Origin of the sequence: Prosthecobacter sp. SYSU 5D2, assembly GCF_039655865.1 — a bacterium.
Classification (GTDB): Bacteria; Verrucomicrobiota; Verrucomicrobiia; order Verrucomicrobiales; family Verrucomicrobiaceae; genus Prosthecobacter.
On sequence record NZ_JBBYXL010000008.1, the window covers coordinates 1 to 23334 of the forward strand.

The window sequence follows — 23334 nt, forward strand, 5'->3', positions numbered from 1 at the left end:
ATGGAGAGTATTCACGACGCGCACGGTTCACGACGCTCGAAGCCGCATAAAATCAAGGATCCAGCCATTTTCCGCTTGACGCCTTTTTTTCAGAGAAGGGTGCGACTTTTGACAAAATGGCAGACTGCTGTGAGAATGACGAATGTCTCAATCTAATGGCAAAGCATCGAAATATTAAATCTGTCAATTGTCGCACCCTGACCCCGTTCCCCCCCTCCTGGACGGCGGGCAGGATGGCATTGCCCTGCAACTGCTCTGTCGGAAACTCGACCGCCAGGGAGGCCCCGGCATTCTGCAAATAACGGCCCACCGACCAGCTGGTGGGAGCGCTGAAGCGAGACAGGGCTTTTGCCAAAGGCTTGAACCTGCCGAGACTGAATATCATGGAAAGATATTCTGTGGCAGCCTGCAACGGGGCGGCGACCGCGCCGATGACGGGCGCATGCTCACGGTCCACGCCGCGCCGCAAAGCCTCCAGGCGGTTTGCCTCGGTAAAATCAAGCGCAAACAGGGGGATGGCGGCATAGGGCCCTGTCAAAGAAACCGCGACGGATGGCAGCACGGCCCCGGGCGCCTGCACCAGCCCCATCTCCACGGTATCATTCAGCCAGCCGACGGTGGGTCTCAGCGGATCAATGTCTGAATTGACCAGGTTCCACAATTCATCGCGGGCCTCGCTCAGCCGGTATCGCTTTTCCGTGTAGTCCGGGTTTTCCGGCTTGCCATGGAACGGGGAGGAAAGCTGCCCCATGATGTTGCCAGGTGCCTCCCAGATGTATTGGAAAAAATCTTTGGCCGCTCCGGCCGATGTGCCCACACGGTTGGCCATGGCCAGGATTTCCTTGTCCAGATGGGAGATCATCTGCCCGCCGAAGTTTTTCCTGTCAAACCCGGCTGCTTCAGCATGGGGAATGGGGTCAGTGTGGAATGGCACTGAATTAAGGCCGGATTAGGACGCATGGGCAAGGTCATCTTGGAGGTCGTAAAGGTGACGTGGTTTGGTCATGAAGGTGTATTTGTTTTGCCGGTCTTTGCATACGCGTGGTTCCTTTCTTCCGGGTCTTAGTGGCACCGCGTCATCGGCGATGGTTTGCAGCAGCACGTCACGCCGTTGACGGGCTTGTTTGGCGCTCGGTGCACTCCAGATGGCCCACTGCCATTGGTCGAGCCGGTCCAGGGTGCCTTTAAACGACAGAACACCTTTGGCCTTGAGTTCACGCATCGGTTCGGCGCTGACCATGAGATGCCGCACGAGGTTGTAGGCGATCATGTGCATGAGCAGTTCGCGCACGACCATGTGCGGTGTCTTGCAGCGCAGCGCGTGCATGTGCAGGCTGGTCTTGATGTCATCAAAGTAGAGTTCCACCTGCCAGCGCTGCCGATACCACGCGGCGATCTGCACGCCGCAGATCGCCGTGGTGTCGCGCAGCGTGGTGACGACCTGCAGTTCCTGCGTGCGGAAGCCGGGGCTGGTGCTTTGCACCTTGACCAGGCGCAGCTCCAGCGTGGCGGGCAGTGCGGCATGACGTGCTTTGTGCTGTCCCTTGGGCGCTTGCAGCGGGCGATTCCAGGTGACGTGCCAGTCGTTGTCGCCCATGCGTTTGCCCTTTTCCAGCTGCGGGTCCCGCGCCTGATGCAGCCGCATGACCACATCGACGCCACGCGCCTTGCACGCGGCGATGAAGGCGTAAGAGCCAAAGGCACGATCAGCCAGCAGGATGTCGCCACTGCGCAGATGCTTGAGCATGCGCCAGGCCAGCAATGCATCGTGCGCTCTCGGCTTGCTTTTGACCGCAGCGATCCAGGTGCCGCCATGGAGATCGAAGAGTCCCAGAACTGGCATCAGCGGGAACCCGCAGCCGGGCTTTTGCTGCGGGGCCTGCGCGTAGACAGCGGCGTTCTCCTTGGTGTCAGGCATGCGGATGCTGGTGCCATCCATCACCAGCACACGACGGCCTTCACGCGGCATTGCTCCGAGCTTCTCAACAATGTGCGTGTGAACCTTGATGAGCAGGCGAATGGGCAGCCGTGCCCGTGCCGTGCAGTAAGCGCCCGTGTCCTGGTCGGGAAGCTTCATTCCGAGTGCGGAGCACAAGGTCTGCACGCGCGTGACCGCACGGCGGCAACTGCCATCGGCATCCAGAGTCTGCGAGAGGAAGGCCCAGAAAGTGACCAGCGGCGTGTAGATGCGGTTGCGACTGTTGCAGCCATGGCTCGTCTTGTAGCCTGCCAGAGACGGAGGCAGGACCTCTTCAAAGAGCGTGAGCAACTGAGTCAGACAGAGCTGGTCAGCCTCGCGTGCTTTGCGCTCAATCTGCTGTCTGCCACTGAGCGGTGGCCGCCCGAAAAGATGCCGGTGAAACGAGGGAAAGAACTTCGTATGCGCAGCCATTGATCCTCAACGAATCGACACGGAAAAACCATGCTCGATTTTATCCCAAAGCGGCCTTAATTCAGTGCCATTCGGGTCAGTGTGCGACTTTTGACAAAATGGCAGACTGCTGTGAGACCGACCAATGCCAATCTAATGGCAAGGCATCAAAATATTAAATCTGTCAATTGTCGCACCCTGACACCGTGGGGAATGGGCGTTTCCACTGACCCCGTTTCCACTGACCCCGTTTCCAGTGTGCGACTTTTGACAGAAAAGGCAGACCGCTGTGAGCCCGACGAATGCCTCAATCTAATGGCAAGGCATCGAAATATTAATTCTGTCAATTGCCGCACACTGACCCCGTTTTCCGGCGGCCTCAGCGGCAGCCACGGCCTTCTGCGCAGAGATCACATTGGCCGCCTGCTCATTCCCCATCTGCGCCGCTAACTCGGGTGAGCGGCGGCTGTAGGCATCCTGCAAAAGCGCCTGCGCCTCTTCCGTCCGCCCCTCTGCGGCCAGCTCCATGATGGGGATGCGGTCGGACTCAATGAATCCGGCGGAGGCCAGTTCCAGGTTGTTGCTGAGGAGGGCGTTGATGTCCGCCCGGTTAGCCATCGTATTGCCTCCGACGCCTAACAATAAGAGCGGCAGCATCCCGAGGGCGACATCAGGCCGGCTCTTCCAGAACCTCTCGTTTTCAAGCACCCAGTCCCTGTCCGGCAGGGACTGGGTGAGGTCCGCCACAAGCTGGTGGATCACCGGGGTGGTGAGGTCCTGCGCGCCCTCGACGATGTTTTCACCCGCCGCCAGGGCACCCCCTTGGAGCGCCATCCGCTTCATCATTTCTTTGGTGGCATGACCTGTGAAGAGCTGCCTCACATTCGGGGCATATTGGAATGCGCCGAACAGTTGCGCCTTGTCCATGCCCGCCTGGATGAGCCCGCTGGGAACCGCCACTTTCAGGGCATCCGCCGGGTCCAGGTCCGGATACTCCGTGAGCAGCTCATTGGCTTCCATGTTCACATAACCCAGCGCCACGGATGGCACGCCGATGCCGGTGGCCAGCGGAATGGCCGTGGTCAAGGTGGATGCCGTGCCGCTGGCCATGATCCGTATTCATGACCCCATTTGCCCCACAAAAGGTCTGAGTAACCATTTTTTTGACTTTCCGCCTTATAGACGCCTTATTGATCGCAGTTCCATAGATCAAATTCCACTTTTGTTCACCGCTATGCTGAAGTTTTGTTGCATTCACTGCGCCAGACCCATTGAGGTTCCAGATCACATGGCAGGCATTAAGGTCACCTGCCCGGCCTGTGAATGGGAGGTCACGGCCAGGGCAATTGCACCAGATGCCGAATCACCGCATTCATTAGATGGGCCGCAGGACGAGCCACCACAGAAACAAAGGGGTTTCTGGTTGACGCGTCCCGTGAATGCCACGCTTTTGAGTGCCGCACTGTTTCTCGCTTCTGTGCTCTCAGGGTCTAACTCGCCGATAGATCGTTTGGGGCTTACTCGCAGCGCTTTCGAGGAGACCATTGTCCAGGCAGGTGGTGCGTTCTTGGGATTGGCCTTTTTATCCTTCATGGTTGTCTTCTTTCTACTGGGCTTATATCTGCCATCAGGCGCAAAATTCGGGGACCTGCTGTCGCGGGGTTACTCCATCATGATTATTATCGTAACACTCATTTGCCTAATCGCCTCCCTGAACATGCGCACCAGCGGTTCCACCTGATCCCAAAGCGACTTTAATGCAGTGCTATTCTGGTCAGGTTTCGTGTCGCCTGAACCCGTTTTCTTTCCCTTTCACGAAGCATACTTGGACAATTTTTATGGTTCTTCCGAGATTAGCGTGTGATTGATCGGTGGCTTTGGAGGGGCTGTATTCTCCTCGAAACCCCATAAGTACAGGCTTGCCGCTGGGGTTTCGAGGGGAATGCAGCCGGGGTGCGGAGCGTCAGATGAAAGGCACTGAGATTGCTCCAGGATGACGGCCCCAGGCTGTTTCCAGGCGTTTTTGGCCCAGATCGATCACACGGAAAAGTCGGAATAACCATTTTTATAGTGCGCACAAGGACGCCCTTTATGAAAAGGTCATATTGGCATGCGCAAGTGCTTCTGGCTCGGCCACTGATGCTTTAGGATACTTTCATCCTACTGATGTGATCAAGCCATTAGCTGCAATTCTGAGTCGGCCGAACGTATCTATTGCGACTTTTCAAAAACACATAAATGAGTTTTGTGAACCAGGGCGAGGCCATGTCCTTGAAAGGGCAGGTACTGCTCGGGCTTACAAATATCGGTTCTCTGAACCCCTTTTGCCTCCTTTCATATTTATGACCGCCATCACGGACCAAGTCATCACAGTGGCGCAACTGGAGATGATTAAGCGCTGAGGCAGCCCAGCAGGGAACGGCCACCACTTTCAAATGAAATGGGGTCAGCTTAGAACAACGTTTCCCCCTATCAAAAGGCAAGCATCGGAATATCAATTCTGTCAAGATTCGACAGCGTTCCGACTATTCATGCAGGTGCAATTCGAAACCTTCTGCGGTGATGTCAATGTCCACCCAGGAAGCTGGTTTCCCATTGTGAATACCTTCGATGGAATATTGTTGTCCGGCGGGTGCCGCCGGATTAGGCGGCCATTCAAAAACCTCAGTCACCTGATCGCCAAATTCCGCTTCGTTCAGCGTCTTCAAATAGGGATGAGATACCTTGTGCCATCTGGACACACCGCGAAAGACAAGCACGGCCGATGCCGCATTGGCTCCCTTACTTGCAAACGCTGGATGGCCTGGCTCGATCAGCAGTCCCCCGACAACTTCAATGCGTGTGAGATCACGTCCGACGGTGATTCCAGCGTAGGTGCAATCCATGAAATCCAGATCATCAAAGTGGTTCGCAAATATCTTCATAGAGTTTTTCTACAGTTACTTTTTCCTGCGCAAAATACAAGTCCGAATGGAGGCTGAAGGAATGCTTCCACCTTCAATTCTGTGGAACGTTTGTCCTTTAAACTCTTCGGAAAGAGGTATCCACTTCTCAACGATTTCCAGGCCCATCGCACTAAGTTCAGCATCCGATGGCAGACGAATGCACTTATTTGACTTTGTCCCATTAATTACAATGCGCCCGTCTGGTTTCAGTACACTCGCCGCATTCTTGAGCCAGTCATTTAGCATGATGCCTCGCGGATTGCTGGCCACGATGACATCCTGGCTTTCCGGCGGAAAATGACTGGCTAAATTGGCTGCGGAATCTCTAATCCCGTTTTCGGCGATGATGTCCACGTTTGTTGCACCTGGGATCTTGCTGGACTTCCCGCCAAAGACCTCGATGATTTTTTTGTTTGCACCAAGCAGGGGGCTGTTTTCGCCTGCGGGTCTTATGGGTGCCACATCGGCTGTGTCAAACGACTGATGTGCGGCCTGCGGTAGCAGACTGGCGAGCTGGGTGAAGCGTTTTTCGATCTCGGTGTGGCGGGCTTCGGGGGTGGCCAGGGCATCGGTCTGGATGAAGCCGCCGAGGCGGGCGCGGGCTTCCGGCGGCAGCAGGGTGTGGATGGCATCCAGGCTGCGCAGGGCCTGCTCCTGGGCAGACTGTTGGTTAGGCCCGGTGGCGGGTTTTTCCAGGTGCGCGGTCCAGGCGCTGCGGGCGGCGGCCAGGTGCTCCGCCCCACGCTGAAGCAGGGTGGGCCGCATCTGTGGGTCGGCGGCGCTGCGCTCATCCAGGGCGGCGGAGACGGCTCCCAGGTCGTCGGCGCGGGACAGGGAAAAAGTGGTTTCGCTTGCGGTGGCTTCTTTATGCTCCGGCTTGACTCCTGCCATGAAATCTGCCAAATTAACATCAAGCTCGGTTGCAGCCGATGGCGGGGTCGTTTGTCCGCGCGACATCCCATCGCGGAAAGCTTCCGATGCGTCGCGGACCTCCAGGGCCTCCAGGGAATACATCCTTGGGGGCTCTGCTGTTTCCAGCAGATATCGCACCGTCATCAAAACATGCCGCCGCTGGCCATCAGGAAAAAGGGCCCAGGCATAACGACGCTCATAAAAGGCCACACTATCACCTCCCTCTCGGTCGGGAGTGCGGGCCATCACTTCAGAATTCGCAAGCAATTCAGGCAGCGCACCGATGGCTTGAAAGTGTGCGTTCACCAGCTCCCCCCCCTCCAATTTTACGCGTGCCAGTTTACCCAAACCCTGGCCCGAAAGCACAAAGGGGGATGGCATGGATGCCGCAAGCCTCTTTCCCTCTTGTTTGAGCCATACCCGCCCAGCATCCATCGCTGCTTTACCCCTGAGATCCTCAATACCGATGGGCTGGATACCCTGAACAGGAGGCGCTTTGGCTGGCTGGTTAAACTCCGTCTGCTCAAGCCTTGGACGCAGGCTAAACGTCACGCCGCTAATCCCCTCCACTACCTGCGCAACCGCCTCCAGGTGCGACTGCTTTTGGTTAGGCGTCACAGCCGACGGGGAGACCACCCGGTCCTTCAGGCCCACGGACTGGCGGATGAGGGTCTCTAGCTCGGGGGTGAAGCCGGGGCCGTTTTGCACCTGGCGGATCATCTCGGCGCGCTTCAGTACGTTGCCCAGCTTGGACCCCAGGGCGCTTATCCATTTGAAGGCTCCGGAGCCGGTCACGGCCTGGCGCAGGGCCTGGACATAACGTTGAGTGTGTTTGCCCGATGCCTCGTTGCTGTAGTAGCTTTTGGCCAGGTGGCTGAAGGCCTCGATGAGGTCGGAGTCTTCAATCTCTGCATCGTTCTGCGTGCGGAAGAGCGGCGTGGCGGTCTCTCCGGCGGCGGTCTCGGCGGCCTGGATTTTGGCCTCGGCATCGCGCAGGTCAGCCAGCAGGTCCCGCCGTGCTTCTGGAGTGGTGGCGCGTTTGACACCGACTTCGGCAAACTCCTCGATGAGGTCATGCGGGGTGGCTCCTTTGAAAAGCCGGATGATGGCGCGGGAGACGCCGTCGGCATGCTCGATGGAGTTGGCCCCGAGGATGACGTAGGCGGGGGTGGGGTCGCCTTCAGCAGCGGCCTCGGCGGTGGCTTGGCGGTAGGTGTCGTTTTCCAGCCGGCCTTCATCCAGCGCCCGGCTTTGGGCCTGGCGTCTGGTGAGCTGCTCCGGCTTGGCCAGGCCGCGCTCCACGGCGGTCTCCGGCGTCATCCTTTCATCCGAAAAGATGATGATGTTTTCCTGGCCTTCCTTGAGTTGGCGCTCGATGCGGGAAATGGTCTCCCGGTAGAGGTCATGGACATGCAGGTTGCGCTCGCGAGCGTCTGCCCAGCGGGCGGCATCGGCTGCCTCGAAGGTGGGAAACTCGGCGACGGCGCGCTGCTCACGGCGCACCTGCCAGCCGTTGGCGGTGGGCCGCACGGTGGCCAGGGTGCCGTTGAGCTCCAGTTGCCCCACGGCCCGTGTTTGCACATTCAGCCGGCGCATGTACTCATTCGCCGCTGCCTGCCGCTGCTCTGGGGTGGCGGTATCCATCTGCTCGCGCATCATCGCTTCGGCAGCGCGCAGGTCGCCCCCCTCCACCGTTCTGCGGATGGTGGCAGCCACCTCCGGCGCGTACCCGGCGGCGATGAGGGCCTCCCGGTCACGCACGAGGGAACGGCCGTTGTTGAGGTCCCGGATGGAGCCTGCTCCGGAGCCGATGAGCACCAGCGGCAGCGCGGTGGAGATGATCTCCCATTGCATGCCCTTCAGCTCGGCAAGCCGGGCAGGCCAGTTCACATGCGGAATGTCCTGGGACAGGGCGGCGGCCGCTTCCTGCAAAAAAAGTGGGGTCACAAACTGGAGGTTTTCATCCACATATTCCCCACCTGTTCCCACCACGACGCGGCTGCCAAAACGCGTGGCCAGCCCGCGAGCGGTCAGCATGGGCGAGTTCAAAAACGCGCCAAAGGCGGGTGTCCTGCCAAAGGTCAGCTTGCTGACAAAGACCGAAGACAGCCCCTGGATGGGAGCTGCGATATTGGAAATGCCCGCCGCCGTCTCGTAATCCATGCCCGGATTGTCCTGCAGCAGTTTGGCGATGCCCTCCTGGCGGAACTGGCCGATGATCATGGCAGGACCGGCATAGGGGACAAAGGCGGCCAGGGTGGTGGGCGCGGACTGCGCCGCCCCGCCAAAGTTCAGGCTCAGCGCACGCACGTCTTTGATCGGTGCCAGGCGCTGGCCGATCTCCCGCAACTGGACACGGAGGGTCTCGTAGTCCCTTTGGCGGGCATCTTCCGCCGCGTCCTCTTCATCATAATCAGGCATGTCCTCTGGTGCCAGCCCAGGAAACGTGATCAGATCAAGCGCCATGTTTTTCAAACCCGTCCCGCCCTCCACAAGCAGTGATTCCACGCCGCGCTCAAAGAACTGCGCCAGGCGTGCAGCCGCATTGTCATCCTTGGCCGCATCCGGCTGCCTGCGTGCGAGAGCATCCAGAACCTTCTCCCGGTGTTCTCTGGGGACGGCCAGCAACGCCTGGATGGACGGCTTAAAATCGAAGTGCCTGTTGTTAGGCAGCTTGTCTGGCGCAATGTCTCCGCCATACTGGAGATAACGGACGTATTCCGGGGTGTAATCCTCCTGTTTGGACACCAGCTTCAGCTCCTTCTCCAGCCAGTCCACGGTGCCCTTGAGCTTGCCCAGGTCACTGGCGAAACTGGTATAAGCCTGCATGAACAGCGGTGTCATGTCCAGCTTGTCCTGCGTCTGCGGGCCCTGGTCCACGCCCTGCCATTCGTTCAAGGCCGTGAGCATGGGCTTGCCGATGGTGACGGCATCATAAGCAGCCTGGGCCGCGCCGATCTGCATCCCCTCCACCTTCACCTCCTGCTTCATCACACCCTGCACCGCGCCGTAAAAGGCTTTGTCATCCAGATCCGGGTCCTGGAATTTTTGCAGCCCATAATCGGCCAGAAAGTATTCATGCCGGTCGGGATGGTAATCCGGGTATCGGGACTGGAGGAACTGAACGTTGGCGGTGGTGGCGCGCTCGAAGTCCGGGTCCTGGCTCCAAGGGGAGACCTCAACGGGCACGGCCTCAAGGCCGCCGGTATAAAGGCTGCGAAGGGTGTCGCGGCGCTCCATGAGGGCTCTTTCCTGGGATGGAAACAATGGCTCTCCCAGCTCAAACTGCTGGTCGCGGTAGCCTTTCATCCAGCGGGATGCCAGGAGCTTTGCGTCCTCCGGCATGCTGTCAAAGGACCGGCTGATGGCGAGGGCGTCAGTTTCCAGGTGGGGCATAATTGAGGGCTTTGTAGGCTTGCTTCAGATCATTGGCCGGGATGGCTCCCGATGCGCTTAAATGGGGCAAAGGCGGCGTCTCCGGGGGTGCCAGGGGGGCGAAGGAGCGATACCTGACCGTGAGCCGGCCATAGGCCGCGCGCAGGTCCTGGGGCATGGCTTTGGGATGGTCCGCCTCCCACTGTTCCATGGCCATCACCAGGTCCTGGTAGCGGTGCAGAGCCTGGGATTTCAGGTCTTCGTCAATGACCATGAAGGTCTCCACCGGCGGCGGCCCGGGCCGCCCGGCCACCTCCTGCTGATAGACAGCGCTGCGTGCCTCCCGCTCCAGTTCATCAGGGTCTTTCTTTTCCGTCCACCACAGGGCGCCTTTCTCCTTTTCCAGCGTGGCTTTCATTGCATCCACCTTGCTGCGCATGGTCTGGGACAGGCCCCGGGCCTGCAGCAGCGGCCTTTCCCAGGTGCCGAACCGGCCGGCCTTCATGTCGGCTTTCATCATGGCATAGATCTCCCTTCTGGAGTTCTTCATCGCAGGATGCTTTTTCCCGTTCACACTCTCCCGGAGCCGGGTCTGGAGCATGGTCTTCGGCTCCCCGTCCAGGGCCATGTGGATGCGCTGGTCCAGGACGGCATAGCCGGGCGAGCCTTCACTGCCCTGGAAACCGGCCGCCTCTGCATAAAGGCTGGCGTATCCCACCGGGTCATTGGCGGGCCCGGAGCTGGCAAAGTCCATGATGACCGCCCGGTCATAGGGCGTGAGGTTGGGGTCTGACTCCAGTTCCTTCCTGTCTGGCAGCCCGCCCTGGTAGATGCTTTCCTTGTAGCGGCCCAGCGTCTCGGCGCGCAGCTCCTGGATGCGCCCCGCAGCCAGATTTTGGATCTCCTTTTCCGCAGCGCCGCCGAGCGCTTTTGCCTGCTGGAGGGCTGCATGCGGATTTTCACGCACCGTGGCCAGGATGTCAGACTTCCTGGCCTCATGACCGATCTCGTTATTCATCGCCTCCTTTTCTCCCGGTGAAAGGTAAGGGCTGCCGTCCACGAGGCTCTGGGCCTGCGCCAGCCCGGCCATGCCGTTTTTCCTGACCAGAGCCAGGGATCCTGCCCGCACCTGCTGCAGCCCCTTTTCCTTTTGGGCAGGGATGGCGAGGGCGTCAAAGTCCTCATCGGCCATGCCGCCAAGGTGGGCCAGGGGGCGGACTTGGGCGACTTCCTCCGGCGTCCGGGCGGCCTGGATGCGGGCGGTGACGGCGGCGGCCAGGCGCTGCCGGGACTGGTGGCCGGCGGCTTCGCGGATGCGCAGGGCGTGGCCCTGGGAGTAGCGGGCCAGGGTGTGGGCCATGGCGCGGCTGGCGGCGCGGGAGAGGTCCGCCTGGCCCAGCGCCTGGCTTTCAAAGTCGGTCTTCAGCTTCTGCCAGTGCGTCTCCCACTGGTCGGGGTCCGGCTCCTGCTGCTGGAACTGCCGCTGCTGCAGGGCCATCTCCTGCATCTTTCCCTCCAGGCCGATCATGACCACGGCGTCCTTTTCCCGCCGCCGCTCCATGGCATGGTCCGTGACCATGCGCCCGGCCTGCGCGGCCACCTGGCCCCAGGCGGCACCGGAGGTGTCTGCGGTGAGCTGGGCGACGCGGGCGGTGCGCTGGCCGCTGTCCACCAGCCGGGAGCCGGGATGAAAGAGGGGGATGTTTGCCATAGGATTCTATTGGAAAGTGTGATTTTATGATGATGACTCCTGCCCTGGTCCTGGGTGCTTTTTTCAAGGCTGGCCTAACGGGAGGTGCGGTATGGCGGTGGCAGGCGGGTCAGCCGACGGTGCCTGGGGTGGTGGCGGGGAGGGTGGTCTTTCTGGCCGGGGCCAGGCGGTCATAGGTGCTGAGGCCGGACTGGGCTGCGCCGAGGATGCCGCTGACGAGGGAGGCCCCGGCCTGGCTGCGCAGGGAGCGGGCGTGGCTGCCGGCCTCCTGCATGAGCGCCTGCCCCTCCGCCCCGAGCTGCCACTGGTCCAGCCGGGCGCGGTTGACGATGTCCGCACGCCGCTCCTGCTGGAAGGCGAGCGTATCCGCCATGATGGCCAGGGGCGTGCCGGTGGTGGTCATGACGCCGCTGGCCCCCTGCTCTGCCAGCACGGAGGCGCGCTCCCGGCGCTCCTGGAGGGCCAGGCGGCGGGAGTTTTCGGCGGCCTCCTGCGCCTTGCGGGCGCGCTCGGTGACCAGGGCATCCCGCTGCGCCTCGGCATTCATCTGCGTCTGCTCCGCCTGGGTCTTTTGCGCCTGGCTGGAGGCATAGGCGCTGTAGCCGCCCGCGGCGGCGCTGGCGATGCCTGAATACAGGGCGATGAGGGCGGGGATCTCGGTGATGCCAAAGGTGCCCAGCAGGGGCGTGAAGTGGAAGAGGAGGTCAAAGGACATAATGGATGCAGTGAAGGGGTGAATCTGCGTGGTGCCAGCCGTGGCGGGCGGCCTCCGCAGCGATGCGGGGGGCGGTGAAGGCGCGGATGAGGCAGTAACCGAGGGCGGACCTGGCATTGAGCTCCCGCATCCACGCGGCCACGGCGTCTGCGATGGCGGACCAGGCCTCGCGGATGCCGGCCATGTTGGAGCCGGGGGCGGAGAGCAGGTGGTCTAACTGAATGATGGGTACGTCCAGAATCATGTAAGCCCAGACGGCCATGACGGGCGCATCATCCGCACCCGTGGCCAGGAAGCCGTAAGGGGAAAGCAGCGGGTCATGCAGCTCCAGCCCGCGCTGCGCTGCCCAGCCGCGCAGCATGGGCATGTCCTGCGGTGTGACCTGGCGTACGTGGATCATGAGAGGCATCAGGCGGATCAACTTACGGCTTGTCAAGTCTCCTCCACTTCGGTTTTGACGACCATGGAGAGGAGGTTGAAGGGGGCGCCGTCATCGGACCTCACTCTGACTTTAAGGGTTCTGGTGTAGTTCGCTCCTAAAGCCTGACTGCCCGTCTTTCCTGAGAAATTGCCAAATGTCTGATTGTTGTTGGCATCGTAAAGAATGGGCTGGTACTGCGTTACGTCATACGTCAGCGGGTCATAAACAGGCACCGCAACGCTGCCTCCCAACGACTTAAATAGCCCAAGGTCCACAGAGATAAGGCGCATAGGGCGCCCGTAAGATGTCCCATTCTTAAGCGGGAATGCGATTTCGGAAGTTTCCATCAAAGATATTATCGGCAGTCCAATCCATCCTGGCGAGACGCCGAAATTATCCACAGTGAATGTCCCTTCCTCATAATCAATAGAGGTTGGCACGGCGGCTGTGATGCCATCCCAAAATCTAAGCGACTGCGCGTCATAAGCGGTTAAATTCTCAGGGAGAGGGAATGATATTCCATCCCCTTCAACCAGGCTACCTAAGTCCACGAAGCAAGATTCGGTTGGATCGTTGTTTAACAGGTCTTTCGAAGGTCCGAAAAACGTCAGCATTGTGCGGCGATTAAATCTCAATAACCCCTGATTTTCGGTAGCCACCCAGACTTCATCACAGGCTATGTCGTTGCTATACATAACGCCCAGCCCCTGAACGCCTCCTGTAACGATGTGTCGCGCCCAAGCGGTTACCTGCTGTTCTCGGTTGTATGAAAAACTGAAAAGATATAGCCCGTTTGTTGCCCAAACAATAGGTTCTGGCGCAGACTGTAGAGCGATGACTGAAAATGCGCCCTCTGCACTGATGTGCTCCGCCAGCGCCGTGAGATCCGGTGCCTCATAGCCATCTTTCTGAAAAACATACGTAAACTCCCGCAGCCTTGTCCCTCCCCGCTGCACCCACAGCAGCGCATCCCCGGTCAGGATGGGTGCCAGTCCAGACGATCCATAGCGCGTGCGGCGGCGGGCGCGGATGTTGGACGGCTTCAAGGCCTCGTCTGTTTCCCCGCCGTCCACCGTCCATTCATCCCCGCTGGTGCCGATGACCAGGGCGCGGTTAAAGCTGGTCATCCACAGGATCTGATTGGCCTCCACGGCGGCGAGGCTGATATCAATGCCGTCCGTATCCAGCCCGCCTAACAAATAGATATAAAAGTCATCCACATGGCTGCCCCAGATGCGTGTGGGATGCCCGGCCGTGCCGCCCCACCACAGGCGGGATTCATGAAAGGCCACGGTGGAAGGATAGCCGTTCTCTGCACTGAACGCGGGCTTGCGCCACAGGGTGGTGGACACGCCGATGGCCATGCCGGGCGGCAGGCGGTCATTCGGCATGATCAGATCTCCGGTCACCTTCGTCCCCTCTACATAACCAGTGATGCGGAAAGGCAGCTTGTAAACGCTTTCCGCTGCCTGGAGCTTGATCTTGGTCTGCGCATTCGGCGTGAGCGCATTCGCCGCCACCCGGTACCATGCGCCCACAGACGGGCTTTCCCCGGCGTAGGAGATGTTCAGTTCCGTCTTGCTGGCGATGGTCCACTGCTTCACCACGTTCCAGTTCACGCCGTCCACAGACTCTTCAAGAGTCAGGGCCCCCTCCATGGAATCCGACGTTGCCCATGCAGTCTCCAGGGTGAAGCCGCCCTGAATGAAAAGCGGGTGGTTACCCGTATCGGCCCTGTCTGAGTCCGGAACGGTCAGGCTCTCATAGATGCCGCCCGTGCCCAGCTCCAGCTGCCAGATCGTCCCCACATCTTCAGCGGTGAACACCTCCTCCGTGGCAAAGAGGGCAAATTTCAAGCCCTCGAGGTCGGTGTCTGACCGTGCCACACGCCAGAAGCGCACCCAGCCCTTGCCTTTACCTGGGCGGTTTCCTGGCACGGTCTGGGTGCCCACGCGCCCGCCGCTGCCCGTGATGGCGGAAGCCGCCCGTGACTTATGATCACGGATGCACTCATAGACCACTTTGCCATCGCGGGCGAAGTCTCCCACCTCGTAGTCCACATTGGTCTTCCAGACTGCATACGCCACCTTGCTGGTGCCCTCGTTCCAATAGTTCTGCCACGCGGAGCCGATCCCCGGTTCATCATTGGCCGTGCTGCCGGGATTGTAGCCTGTGTGGCAGGTGAAGACCTGGCCGTTGAAAGGATTGGATACCGTGGTGTCCACAGCGATCACCCGGTCGCCCGGGTCATAACCGGAGGCGGAGATGAGCGTCCATTTGTCCGTCCAGGGCGAGCCGGTGCCGGAAACGCCGACTCCGGGCTCATTGCCAACCGTGCCCGCAGCGGATGCCGTATGGCCGTCAATGCATTCATAGACTGAGTTTGCAACGCTTGAGCCTTCCCTTCCATGCACGCGGTCGCCCTCCACATAGACCGTTCCTGCCACCCAGGGCAGGCCAAAGTTGGGGATGCCGTCAAACTGCACCTGCAGGCTGGTGGACGTCTCATTCACATCCAGAGCCGGGGCGTATGAAAACGGCACGGGCACAAACTCCCAGTTATTCTCACCGCGCCGCGTCAGCCGGGCGGGCGGGTGGTTTGGATGCGCGATGAAAAGCACGTCATTGAGCTGGCAGAACTTCAGGTCGTCAAGCTCATCCATCTGATAGGGCGTCGGGATTTCATACACCGCCGTGGTCGTGGCCGGAATGTCCACCATCACCCGCCAGAAGGCCGCATCCGTGGCAAACACGGCGGAAGGATAATGCCGGGTGGTGCAGTAGTACGCGTTGCCGCCGCTGCTCACCATGTCCCCCACCTTATAAAAGGGAATCTCCTGCCAGTATCTCCCCCAGCGATGCTCCGCAGCAGTACCAGGCCTTGTGGTTGGGTCGGAGCCATGCGCACGACGGCACCGGAAGACCGTGCCGCTGCTGGTCACCTGGTCATCCACGGCATAGGACGTACTGTTTGCCCAGGCCCCGCTGCTGGCACTGCCTAACCAAGGATTCGCATTGTCAGGCACCGTGGTCCCTGGCGTGGTATTGATTGTCACGGGCACAATGGCCGGAGAGGCCCCGCCGCTCCAGATGCGGATGTATTCTGTCCCGATCTCCAGCATGTAATTGATGTCCGTGCTGCGCTTGAAGCCGAACAGGCGCGTTGCTGCGCCATCGCCACCCTTGGGCCGGCCGATGTACTCCAGACCCGGCCGCTTAAACACCCCGCCCTGCACGCGCGGAATGAAATTTTCCAGCTTCGCGCAGCCATTGGCGTGCGCCGGTGAGGAAACACGCGCCGTCAGCAGGGGCGAGATCTCACCGCCGTTGAAGGACTCTTTCAGTAAGTGAACGTAGGCCATAAAATAGAGAAAAAAAAGATCAGTCCGCACCGCCCAGGAATCCCGCCCCGCGCCGCGCCGCCAGCACGCGGGAGTTGTAATCCGGGTCACGCACCCGGCCCTTCCCCTGCTTGGAATCCTTCGACTTGGCCAGCGGCGCGACCACCCGCTCATACTGCTGCCGCAGCTCCATCGCCCGGCCCGCAGGCCCCGTCAGATCCTGCGCGATGCAGGACGCCAGCAGCAGCGCAAAGGCATTGGTGAAGTTCTGGCTCCACAGGGCAGTATCGGTGATCTGCGCCGTGTATTTCAGCTCCAGGATTTCAGCGTCCATCAGCAGCACCCGGCCCTCGATTTCATACGGCACGGAGTCCTCCTCATTGCCCTCACCACCATTCACCGTGCGCACCGCCAGGCAGTCCGCCGGCAGGTCAAACCGCCACGCCCAGCCGAACGGCGGCACCCGGGCCGCCCTGCCGCCCGCCGCATACGTGCCGCTATGGACAGTGCCATCCAGCGTGAAGTAATCATCGTCCACCCGGGTGATGAAATACCGCCCGTCCGCCCTCCCCGCATCCCGGATGCAGACACGGTCCCCCGTCACCAGTCCATGATCCGTCACCTCCACCAAAATCGCCCCCGGCACATGCAGGAGGCCTTCCTCAGGCGGAGGCGGCGGTGCGGAGTCCTCAATGGTTTCAATGGCCTGGAACGCGACCGCCAGGCGCTTCCTCACCATCGCAAAATTCCACGGGTGCGAGATCAGGCACTCATCCCGCGCCGCCGCGAGCCACTTGCGGCAGGTCACCGCCTCCTTCGTCGTCTCCGTGGCCACATCCGCCGTCTGCAGCCTGGAGCCCAGAAAGGACAGGGCCAGATTGGCGATTTCAGTTTCAGTCATCGTCCGTTACCTTTCCTTGTGCATCAGTTAATATCGCTTGGCATCGCATTGCATCATCCTTGAAAGAGGGCCCGCAGGGTCATCACCCCCTGCGGGCCATTGCACGCGCCCGTCCTCACCGCCAGCCGTCTGCGGCGGGGATCAGCCCATCACATAGGCCAGGTGCCAGGTCTGCTTGTGGGACAGCTGCGTCGTACTGGCCTCGGTCCAGGTCACCACCACCCAGGCATCATCCGCCATCGGCACCGGAGCCAGCCAGTAAGGCCCCTTGGTCGTGGCTTCATCGAAGCGTTTGTGGCCCGCCGCACCCCCCGTGGCCAGCGTGGTCAGGATGGCATCCACGCCCACTTGCACCCCCTCATCCGTGAAGAGCCCGATCTTGCCCGTCAGCGCCGCGCCAGGGTTGCCAAAAGTCACCGAGCAAAGCTCCGGCACCAGCCGTGCCCCCTTTGGCAGGCGCAGCAGGTGGAGAGGATCGTCCGTATCCATGACAGCCGTGACCTCCACATCCATGAACTTCAAATCCCCGCCATGCTGGCGAAGGTTCGGAGCTGCCGAAAAGTCCTTCAGCGCCGCCTTTTGCGCCTCCGCGTAGTCTGTGTAAACATTAGCCATAATCGTAATCTGTTATTTTGCAGTGTTTCGTTAAATTTTGACCGGACTCCCAGGGGCGGCTCTCACACCGCCCCCGGTCATCCCTTTGGTTAGCCGTTTCAGTTCAGCCAGGCACGAGCTCACGGAGCCTCGTCGCACAGCACGCGGACGATTCGTTTGTCCTCCGTGCGCACCGCCCCCATGCGGTACACCGCCCGCATCTGCACCGCATGGTTCTTGTCCGCACGGATGTCCACATGCGTGGAGCGCCCGTTGTCCGCCCACTTGATGCCGGACTTGTGGTAGGCAAAGGCCGAGCGGATCTGCCCGCTCTTCGGCAGCTGCTCCGAGCGCACAAACGTGAACCCGGCGAACCTGTCCACCTGCCCGTCAATGAGCGCCTTCACCTGCATGTAATCCCCGCTGGTGATCTTCTCCGAGGTCAGCATGTCCTCATTGAGCTGGTGGGAGGCCACCACAAAAAAGCGGTCCCCGTCATCCACCTCATTCTCATCCAGGATCTTCTTCGCCCGGATGATCTTTTCCACCGTCAGGCCCGAGTTGGAGCCGCCGTAATTGGCTGCCACCTGCTGCGTCCCCGCCAGGTTAAAGGCCTCCTCCTCCGTGCCGCAGTCCTCCACCTTGCGGCTGCCGTCAAAGGCCTGGATGATCACCTTGTCCTTCGTCCGGTTCCCCGCCGCCACCGCGCTCTGCATTTCATCCGAGTCCGGCAGCGCCACCTGGCCCAGGTTCAGGCTGTCATCCTCATCCCACGTGCGGGTGAAGTGGAACTTCCGGCGGTAGATCCAGTAGGCCCGGCCCGTCGTGTCATGGTCCGGCGTCACGCCCTTGCGGTCCGTCACCTCCGTCATTTCGCCCACATCGAGCTGGTTATACTTCTTGCGTTTGCCGAAGAAGGAATCGGCCGTCACCGTCGGCCCCAGGCGCGAGTCCTTCTGCTGCGCCAGCATCTCCCAGTTGCGGGAGAAATCAGTGGTGAAAAATTGCGGTACTTGGAATGGCATAATCGTGAGCGAGAAAAAAGGCATCTGAACCGAGTCGCAGTGCATAGGCCGGGTTTGTAAAAGGTCCCTTCTCGCGGGTGTCTGCCAAAAAAAGCAGGCCGCTCCAACGGGTGCGTCGCGGGTATCTCAGCATCGCCAAGGCCGCTCTGACTCTCCCCCCACCGGGCGGATCAACCCGAATCAAGTCAACCGGAAAACGAAGAAAAAAACAGATCCCACGCAGCCCCCAAGACAAGTCCGACCTGTCCGACCCATCCAGCAAAGCCTAACAATGGATGCAACAAGGCTCCATAAAACCAGCCCCCTTCAAAATCCTGTCAATCCTGTCCCAAAAAACGGTCCCCCCAAGCCCCACGCCCTCTGAATACTGAATACTGAATACTGAATACTGAATACTGCCCCCTACTGCCTCCTCAGCCCGTCCATCCACGCCTGCGCTTGCGACTGCCGGTCCTTCCCTTCCCGGCCCATGTAGGCCGCGTGCCAGGGGTTGTTGGGATTCAGGCGGATGTCCTCCGCCTGCTGCGCGCCCGTCATGCCGGCACCACTTCGGCCAGCGGCGGACAGACGGTCCTCCTGCATGAGGCGCGACGCAGCAAAGAGCGCCTTCAGGATCTTCGGGCTGTTGGAGATCTCCGGATCATTCGGGTCCAGGCCCAGCGCCTGCGCCGTCTGCACCGCGCGGCCCACATTCGTCTGCAGCCGCTCCCCCCACTCCTGCTCCAGCTCCGCGCGACCCCGCGCCAGGTAATCCCCCAGCCGCGCCTGCGCCGTCTGTGCGGCCTGCGCCTGGCGGCCCGCATCATAGTCCACCAGCTTCTGCACCTGCGCCGGGGTCAGGTTCAGCTCATGGGCCAGGCCGGAAAACTGCACCACCGCTTCATCGCTCCATTCCACCCCGTCCGGCAGGCTCTCCGGCCGCTGGATGCCGTAGCCCTCCGGCGTCTCCGGCACGCCCAGGGACCGGCGCCACGCGCTCACCTCCTCCGGTCGCGCATCCGCGCCCGGTGGGCGCACCTGCGGCCGCTGGCCGATGAGCCGCTGCGCATTCGCCAGGCCCCGCACCAGCTCCAGGGGCGACTGGTACTTCGCCAGCGCCCCCGCCGCCTGGTCCCGCAGATCCGCCGGCAAACCCTGGTCCCAGCCCGCCCGGAAATTTCCCCGCTCATCCAGCGCCGCCCGAAAATCAAACCCCTCCCCGCCTTGACGCGAGTCTTGACCGGCGCCCCCATCCGCTGCCGTAGAAACCGCCACCGCCTCCGTAGCGCCACCGCCACCTCCGTAGCCTGGCGCATCCCCGTCGTCCTCATTCCAAAGTGTGATGTGTTTTTTCATATCCGTTTCGTTTCTAATGTGATGTTACCCATTGTGTTCCGATATCCTAAATCCCCTCCGGTCAGACGGGTCAGACATGTCTGACCCGTCTGACTCCTCCCCGTCAAGCCCCGTCAAGCCCCCCCTCCCCGTCCGTCTCACTCCCCGTCATCCGCCAGCTCATTGCGCAGCCACGTCCGTGTGCCCGCCGGTGCGCCCGTCTCGCCGATCTGCCGGCCGCCATACTGCGCCTCAAACTGCTCCGCCGTCCCATAATGGCGGAACCACTCCACAAACGCCGGTGTGCGGTCCCCCTCCGGACCCGTGGGTGGCGGTGGCGGAATCTCCCCACGCGCCACCCGCTCCAGCATCACCGGCAGCGACCTCCGGCCCGGCAGCGCCGGACGCGCAGCCGCCTTGCGGTCCGGCACGTTCACCGCCCTCGCCCCTGCTTCCGCCGCCTGCGCCGCCAGCCCCCGCCGCCGCACCAGGTCCAGCAGTTGCGCATCCGAAAGTGCCGCCTCCCAGCCCGGTACATCCGGCCTAACAGCATGCGTATCATCTCCACCTGTCGCATCCTCCGCCGCCACCGCCTCCGGCACCGCAAAGCGCAGCCGCGCATTCCGCGCCGTGCGCCGCACCGCCCCCTTCACCGCATTGGATAGCGGCACACGCGGCGTCATCACCCCTTTCAGGATCGTGCCCAGCACCGCCCCGTCCTTCATCACCGTGCCGTCTTTCAGGATTTTCAGATTCATAGTCATCGTCAAGATCAGGTTCAGCGTTATAAAGACTCCACCGGTTTCGCCGCCGCAGCGGCCTCATCCTCATCGTCGTCCGCATCCAGCGCCGCCGCTGCCAGGCCCAGCCGCCGCGCCATGTGGGCGATGACGGACCGCTGCCCGTCCCGGTAGGCCGCCGCCCGCTCATTCCACCCGTCCTCCGCCCGGAAGCACGCCCCCACAGGGCTGAAAGCCACCTGCAGGTCCAGGTTAAAGACCTCCTGGAAAGCCCGCTCCGCCGCCAGCCGCCGCCAAGCCGCGCGCAGCCGCTCCTCCCGTTGTTTTTTATCGTCTGCTGTCATAAATTTTTCCTGTCACTTCATTGATTAGGCCATCCGCCGTCCGTCAGTCCCTCATGAGTTTTCCCACCGTGTTTAAAAAGCGCTGAAACTGCGCCTCCGCCATCTCCCTCGCCACCGCCTCATCCGCATCCCGCGGCAGCGCCACACGATCCTCAAACCGCCGCACCCGCCCCGACCGCGCCTTGCAGCGAAAGCGAAACTGAAAGCACAGGATGCCCTCCAGAAAAGCCGCCACCACCCGCCCCCGCACCCCCGGCAGGCGAGAGGCTTCATCCAGCTCAATGATGCACAGGTCTTTCGAATAAGCGGCCATAGGAAAAAAGGTCAAATTTTGTCAAGAGTGTCAAACATCGTTAAAGAGTGTCCGGATTATTATCCGTCCGTCATTTCACCTGCCGCCGGCCGCGCACACCTTGCCACACATCACGTTAGGCCGCCTCCCGCCAGGCCTTCCAGCATCTTCCCGGCCTGCTCCGGGCCGCCCACGTTCTTCACCGCCTGGGAGGCCCGCTGCGCCATCTCCAGGCCCTGGGCAGCAGCAGCCGCGTCCGCGCGTGCCTGCCGCATCTGCGCCACCGCCTTCTCCTCCCGCAGCCAGCCCACCGGCATCCCGTTGCTGCGCGCCCGGTCGCGGGAGATCGCGTCCCAGTTGTAGTTGTCCATCACCGAAGGGTCAAAGCGCGCCACCGCCATGTCCCCCTCCAGCTGCCGCTCAAACGCCCCGTGATGCAGTTGCTGCACCGCCAGCGCCAGGCGCGAGGTATAGTCCACGGACGGCGTCGGCACCCGCATCATGTAGCCCTCCATCCCCTCCACCGCCTCCGCCGGCGGCGGGGCAAAGAGGCCCGCCTCCGCCGACAGCGTAAACAGCCGCTGCAGCATCGGCGTATCCTTTTCCGCCACCAGCCGGGAGAAGGCCGGCGTGATCAGCGTGATCTTCTCCGCCGCCCGCTCCGCCACCTCCCGCGCCGTCATCTGCGGCCGGTCCAGCTTCGCAAACAGATTGAAAAGATCGTAGTGAAACTTCGTCCGGATCGCCTCCTGCCGCATGCGGATGCGGTCATGGCCAATGCCATAATCCCCCACCTGCTGCACCGGCCGCGGCCACCGCTCCACGCCCAGGCTGGACGGCATGTACGTGATGCCCCCTGCGGACAAAATCAGATCCCCCTCCATCTCCTCCGGCGCGATCATCGCCGGACGCACCATCTTCTCCGCCGCCACATCCATCATCATCTGCAGGAAGTTCACCTGCCGCACATCCGGCAGCGCCGCAAAGCCCGGCCCATAGCCATAGGGCGACTTGCAGCCCAGGGCCGACCACTTCAAATACCGCCCCACGCTGAAGGGGAAGCTGTCATACCCGCTCTCCTTCACCAGCACCTTCTCCCCGCACTCCACATAGCAGGACGCCCACGCCTTCCCCCAGTCCGCCAGCCGCCCCGCCCCCTGCGGCCGCTCCCCCTCCTCCCGCGGATACACCGCATGGATGAATTTAAACATCTGCCCCGCCTTCTCCTCCTGCCGCCAGCACGCCAGGATCTTCGGCGGCAGCCGCTCCTCGCCAAACATCTCCACCGCCTGCCGCGCCGTCAGGTCCATCTCCCGGAACAGCGTGTCCACCTCCCCAAACGCATTCTCCTCGATCGCAAAACTCCCCACCGGCAGCGATTCAAACCGCAGCCGTCCTCCCTCCAGCCCCACATACATTGCCGACAGGCCAAAGCAGCAGTGGTTCAGCAGATCCTCATGCCGCTCCGTGTAAAAAGACGAATTCGCCAGCAGCTCCAGCTGCCTCTGCGAGCAGTCCGCCAGCCACAGCTTCACCGGGTCCCGGTCCCGCAGACCCGCCACCGGCTGAAAGTTAAACCACGCCTCATTCGCCGGCGTCGTCCAGCTCATCAGGCCGCCCGCCATCGTCATCAGCGCATCCCCCGCCGTCGTGTCAAACAGCCGCGCCTCCTTCCCCGCGCCCGGCGTCATCACCTGCGCCGTCATGCCCGCCTTGCGCGGCATCATCAGATCCGCGATCTCCTGCCACTGCGCCCTCCACACGGACAGCGCCCCGCTCATCTCCTGCCACCGGCGGCAGATCTTCCGCGCCCGCAGCGCCATGTTTTGATCAGGGTTCGCCTCCATAAGTCAAGCCTCCCAGGTTCGAGTTTGCATTCCCGTTCGCCTTCGTTTTCCCATTCACCGGCCCGCTCCCCGCCGGCCCCAGCAGGCTCCCCTGCCCCAGCGCCAGGCGACCCGCCCCCGTGCCGAAGCCATCGCCAAAGATCGTATCCTGCAGCCCCCGGCGCCGGGCAGCACGTCGCGCCACCTCATCCTCCACCGGCCCCTCCGCCCGCACCGGCGCCACCGTCCGCGGCGGCGGATCCGGCTCCTTCGCCCCACCCTTGAAAAGGCACCTGCCCAAATGCACATCGCAGCCCGCCAGCGCAGGCCCGCCCCCCGGAATCAGATCAAAATATTCGCTCCGCATCGCCAAGGTAGGCGGATCAACTCGAAATCATGCAAGCGGAATTTCAGGTAAAACCATGGAGCGCCGACGATCCGTCGGCATTCAAGGCAGTCTTCAAAACTCCTCCTCCAGACCTTGTTCTTCTTCTGGTTCTAAAAGCG

Annotated in this window: 19 protein-coding genes; 1 reads left to right on the top strand and 18 read right to left on the bottom strand. The window is 61.6% G+C overall.

The features are described from left to right. Positions 1-52: 52 nt before the first annotated feature. From WJU23_RS14510 to WJU23_RS14520, 3 genes are all read right to left on the bottom strand, one after another. Positions 53-934 carry a hypothetical protein gene (locus tag WJU23_RS14510; protein WP_346333317.1) on the bottom strand — a complete coding sequence of 294 codons (882 nt, stop codon included), beginning with the start codon at positions 932-934 and terminating at the stop codon, positions 53-55. Between the two features lie 15 nt (positions 935-949). Next, positions 950-2392, bottom strand: coding sequence for an IS4 family transposase (locus tag WJU23_RS14515; protein WP_346333318.1), 1443 nt, complete (start codon positions 2390-2392; stop codon positions 950-952). A 291-nt stretch (positions 2393-2683) separates the two neighbouring features. Continuing rightward, positions 2684-3457, bottom strand: coding sequence for a hypothetical protein (locus WJU23_RS14520; RefSeq protein ID WP_346333319.1), 774 nt, complete (start codon positions 3455-3457; stop codon positions 2684-2686). Here WJU23_RS14520 and WJU23_RS14525 point away from each other — a divergent pair. Then, positions 3444-4112, top strand: a complete 669-nt coding sequence (locus WJU23_RS14525; RefSeq protein WP_346333320.1) for a hypothetical protein — start codon at positions 3444-3446, stop codon at positions 4110-4112. The genes WJU23_RS14520 and WJU23_RS14525 overlap by 14 nt on opposite strands. Positions 4113-4896: 784 nt before the next feature. Here WJU23_RS14525 and WJU23_RS14530 read toward each other — a convergent pair. From WJU23_RS14530 to WJU23_RS14600, 15 genes are all read right to left on the bottom strand, one after another. After that, entirely contained in the window at positions 4897-5295 is a 399-nt protein-coding gene (locus WJU23_RS14530; RefSeq protein ID WP_346333321.1) for a hypothetical protein, read from the bottom strand. A gap of 15 nt (positions 5296-5310) precedes the next feature. Then, the gene (locus tag WJU23_RS14535) at positions 5311-9624 is read right to left on the bottom strand and encodes a hypothetical protein (protein ID WP_346333322.1); all 4314 of its coding nucleotides are present in this window, start codon (positions 9622-9624) and stop codon (positions 5311-5313) included. Next, entirely contained in the window at positions 9605-11314 is a 1710-nt protein-coding gene (locus WJU23_RS14540) for a hypothetical protein (RefSeq protein ID WP_346333323.1), read from the bottom strand. Before WJU23_RS14540 ends, WJU23_RS14535 begins: the two co-directional genes overlap by 20 nt. 109 nt (positions 11315-11423) lie before the next feature. Further along, positions 11424-12029 carry a hypothetical protein gene (locus tag WJU23_RS14545; protein ID WP_346333324.1) on the bottom strand — a complete coding sequence of 202 codons (606 nt, stop codon included), beginning with the start codon at positions 12027-12029 and terminating at the stop codon, positions 11424-11426. After that, positions 12019-12429: a hypothetical protein gene (locus WJU23_RS14550; RefSeq protein WP_346333325.1), complete on the bottom strand. Its 411-nt coding sequence runs from the start codon at positions 12427-12429 to the stop codon at positions 12019-12021. Before WJU23_RS14550 ends, WJU23_RS14545 begins: the two co-directional genes overlap by 11 nt. Positions 12430-12461: 32 nt before the next feature. Continuing rightward, a complete protein-coding gene (locus WJU23_RS14555; protein WP_346333326.1) occupies positions 12462-15812 on the bottom strand; it encodes a hypothetical protein in 3351 nt (1116 codons plus the stop codon). Positions 15813-15831: 19 nt separating this feature from the next. Next, the gene (locus WJU23_RS14560) at positions 15832-16692 is read right to left on the bottom strand and encodes a hypothetical protein (protein WP_346333327.1); all 861 of its coding nucleotides are present in this window, start codon (positions 16690-16692) and stop codon (positions 15832-15834) included. Positions 16693-16833: 141 nt separating this feature from the next. Then, positions 16834-17307, bottom strand: a complete 474-nt coding sequence (locus WJU23_RS14565) for a hypothetical protein (protein WP_346333328.1) — start codon at positions 17305-17307, stop codon at positions 16834-16836. Positions 17308-17426: 119 nt separating this feature from the next. Continuing rightward, a complete protein-coding gene (locus WJU23_RS14570; protein WP_346333329.1) occupies positions 17427-18311 on the bottom strand; it encodes a phage capsid protein in 885 nt (294 codons plus the stop codon). A gap of 402 nt (positions 18312-18713) precedes the next feature. After that, positions 18714-19646 carry a hypothetical protein gene (locus WJU23_RS14575; protein ID WP_346333330.1) on the bottom strand — a complete coding sequence of 311 codons (933 nt, stop codon included), beginning with the start codon at positions 19644-19646 and terminating at the stop codon, positions 18714-18716. A gap of 137 nt (positions 19647-19783) precedes the next feature. Further along, on the bottom strand, positions 19784-20383 hold the full coding sequence (locus tag WJU23_RS14580) for a hypothetical protein (RefSeq protein ID WP_346333331.1): 600 nt from the start codon (positions 20381-20383) through the stop codon (positions 19784-19786). A gap of 26 nt (positions 20384-20409) precedes the next feature. Continuing rightward, the gene (locus WJU23_RS14585) at positions 20410-20709 is read right to left on the bottom strand and encodes a hypothetical protein (RefSeq protein ID WP_346333332.1); all 300 of its coding nucleotides are present in this window, start codon (positions 20707-20709) and stop codon (positions 20410-20412) included. Between the two features lie 43 nt (positions 20710-20752). After that, on the bottom strand, positions 20753-21022 hold the full coding sequence (locus tag WJU23_RS14590) for a hypothetical protein (protein ID WP_346333333.1): 270 nt from the start codon (positions 21020-21022) through the stop codon (positions 20753-20755). 110 nt (positions 21023-21132) lie between these two features. After that, entirely contained in the window at positions 21133-22848 is a 1716-nt protein-coding gene (locus WJU23_RS14595; protein WP_346333334.1) for a portal protein, read from the bottom strand. Next, positions 22832-23194, bottom strand: coding sequence for a hypothetical protein (locus tag WJU23_RS14600; protein ID WP_346333335.1), 363 nt, complete (start codon positions 23192-23194; stop codon positions 22832-22834). The genes WJU23_RS14595 and WJU23_RS14600 overlap by 17 nt, the downstream gene beginning before the upstream one ends. Positions 23195-23334: the final 140 nt, after the last annotated feature.

Excerpts from the sequence above, each read along its gene's own strand:
- WJU23_RS14585 (WP_346333332.1), bottom strand. The coding sequence starts at position 20,709 with ATGACAGCAGACGATAAAAAACAACGGGAGGAGCGGCTGCGCGCGGCT.
- WJU23_RS14590 (WP_346333333.1), bottom strand. The coding sequence starts at position 21,022 with ATGGCCGCTTATTCGAAAGACCTGTGCATCATTGAGCTGGATGAAGCC.
- WJU23_RS14580 (WP_346333331.1), bottom strand. The coding sequence starts at position 20,383 with ATGAATCTGAAAATCCTGAAAGACGGCACGGTGATGAAGGACGGGGCG.
- WJU23_RS14600 (WP_346333335.1), bottom strand. The coding sequence starts at position 23,194 with ATGCGGAGCGAATATTTTGATCTGATTCCGGGGGGCGGGCCTGCGCTG.
- WJU23_RS14560 (WP_346333327.1), bottom strand. The coding sequence starts at position 16,692 with ATGACTGAAACTGAAATCGCCAATCTGGCCCTGTCCTTTCTGGGCTCC.
- WJU23_RS14535 (WP_346333322.1), bottom strand. The coding sequence starts at position 9,624 with ATGCCCCACCTGGAAACTGACGCCCTCGCCATCAGCCGGTCCTTTGAC.
- WJU23_RS14595 (WP_346333334.1), bottom strand. The coding sequence starts at position 22,848 with ATGGAGGCGAACCCTGATCAAAACATGGCGCTGCGGGCGCGGAAGATC.
- WJU23_RS14575 (WP_346333330.1), bottom strand. The coding sequence starts at position 19,646 with ATGAAAAAACACATCACACTTTGGAATGAGGACGACGGGGATGCGCCA.
- WJU23_RS14525 (WP_346333320.1), top strand. The coding sequence starts at position 3,444 with ATGGCCGTGGTCAAGGTGGATGCCGTGCCGCTGGCCATGATCCGTATT.
- WJU23_RS14550 (WP_346333325.1), bottom strand. The coding sequence starts at position 12,429 with ATGATCCACGTACGCCAGGTCACACCGCAGGACATGCCCATGCTGCGC.
- WJU23_RS14530 (WP_346333321.1), bottom strand. The coding sequence starts at position 5,295 with ATGAAGATATTTGCGAACCACTTTGATGATCTGGATTTCATGGATTGC.
- WJU23_RS14545 (WP_346333324.1), bottom strand. The coding sequence starts at position 12,029 with ATGTCCTTTGACCTCCTCTTCCACTTCACGCCCCTGCTGGGCACCTTT.
- WJU23_RS14540 (WP_346333323.1), bottom strand. The coding sequence starts at position 11,314 with ATGGCAAACATCCCCCTCTTTCATCCCGGCTCCCGGCTGGTGGACAGC.
- WJU23_RS14570 (WP_346333329.1), bottom strand. The coding sequence starts at position 18,311 with ATGCCATTCCAAGTACCGCAATTTTTCACCACTGATTTCTCCCGCAAC.
- WJU23_RS14555 (WP_346333326.1), bottom strand. The coding sequence starts at position 15,812 with ATGGCCTACGTTCACTTACTGAAAGAGTCCTTCAACGGCGGTGAGATC.
- WJU23_RS14515 (WP_346333318.1), bottom strand. The coding sequence starts at position 2,392 with ATGGCTGCGCATACGAAGTTCTTTCCCTCGTTTCACCGGCATCTTTTC.
- WJU23_RS14565 (WP_346333328.1), bottom strand. The coding sequence starts at position 17,307 with ATGGCTAATGTTTACACAGACTACGCGGAGGCGCAAAAGGCGGCGCTG.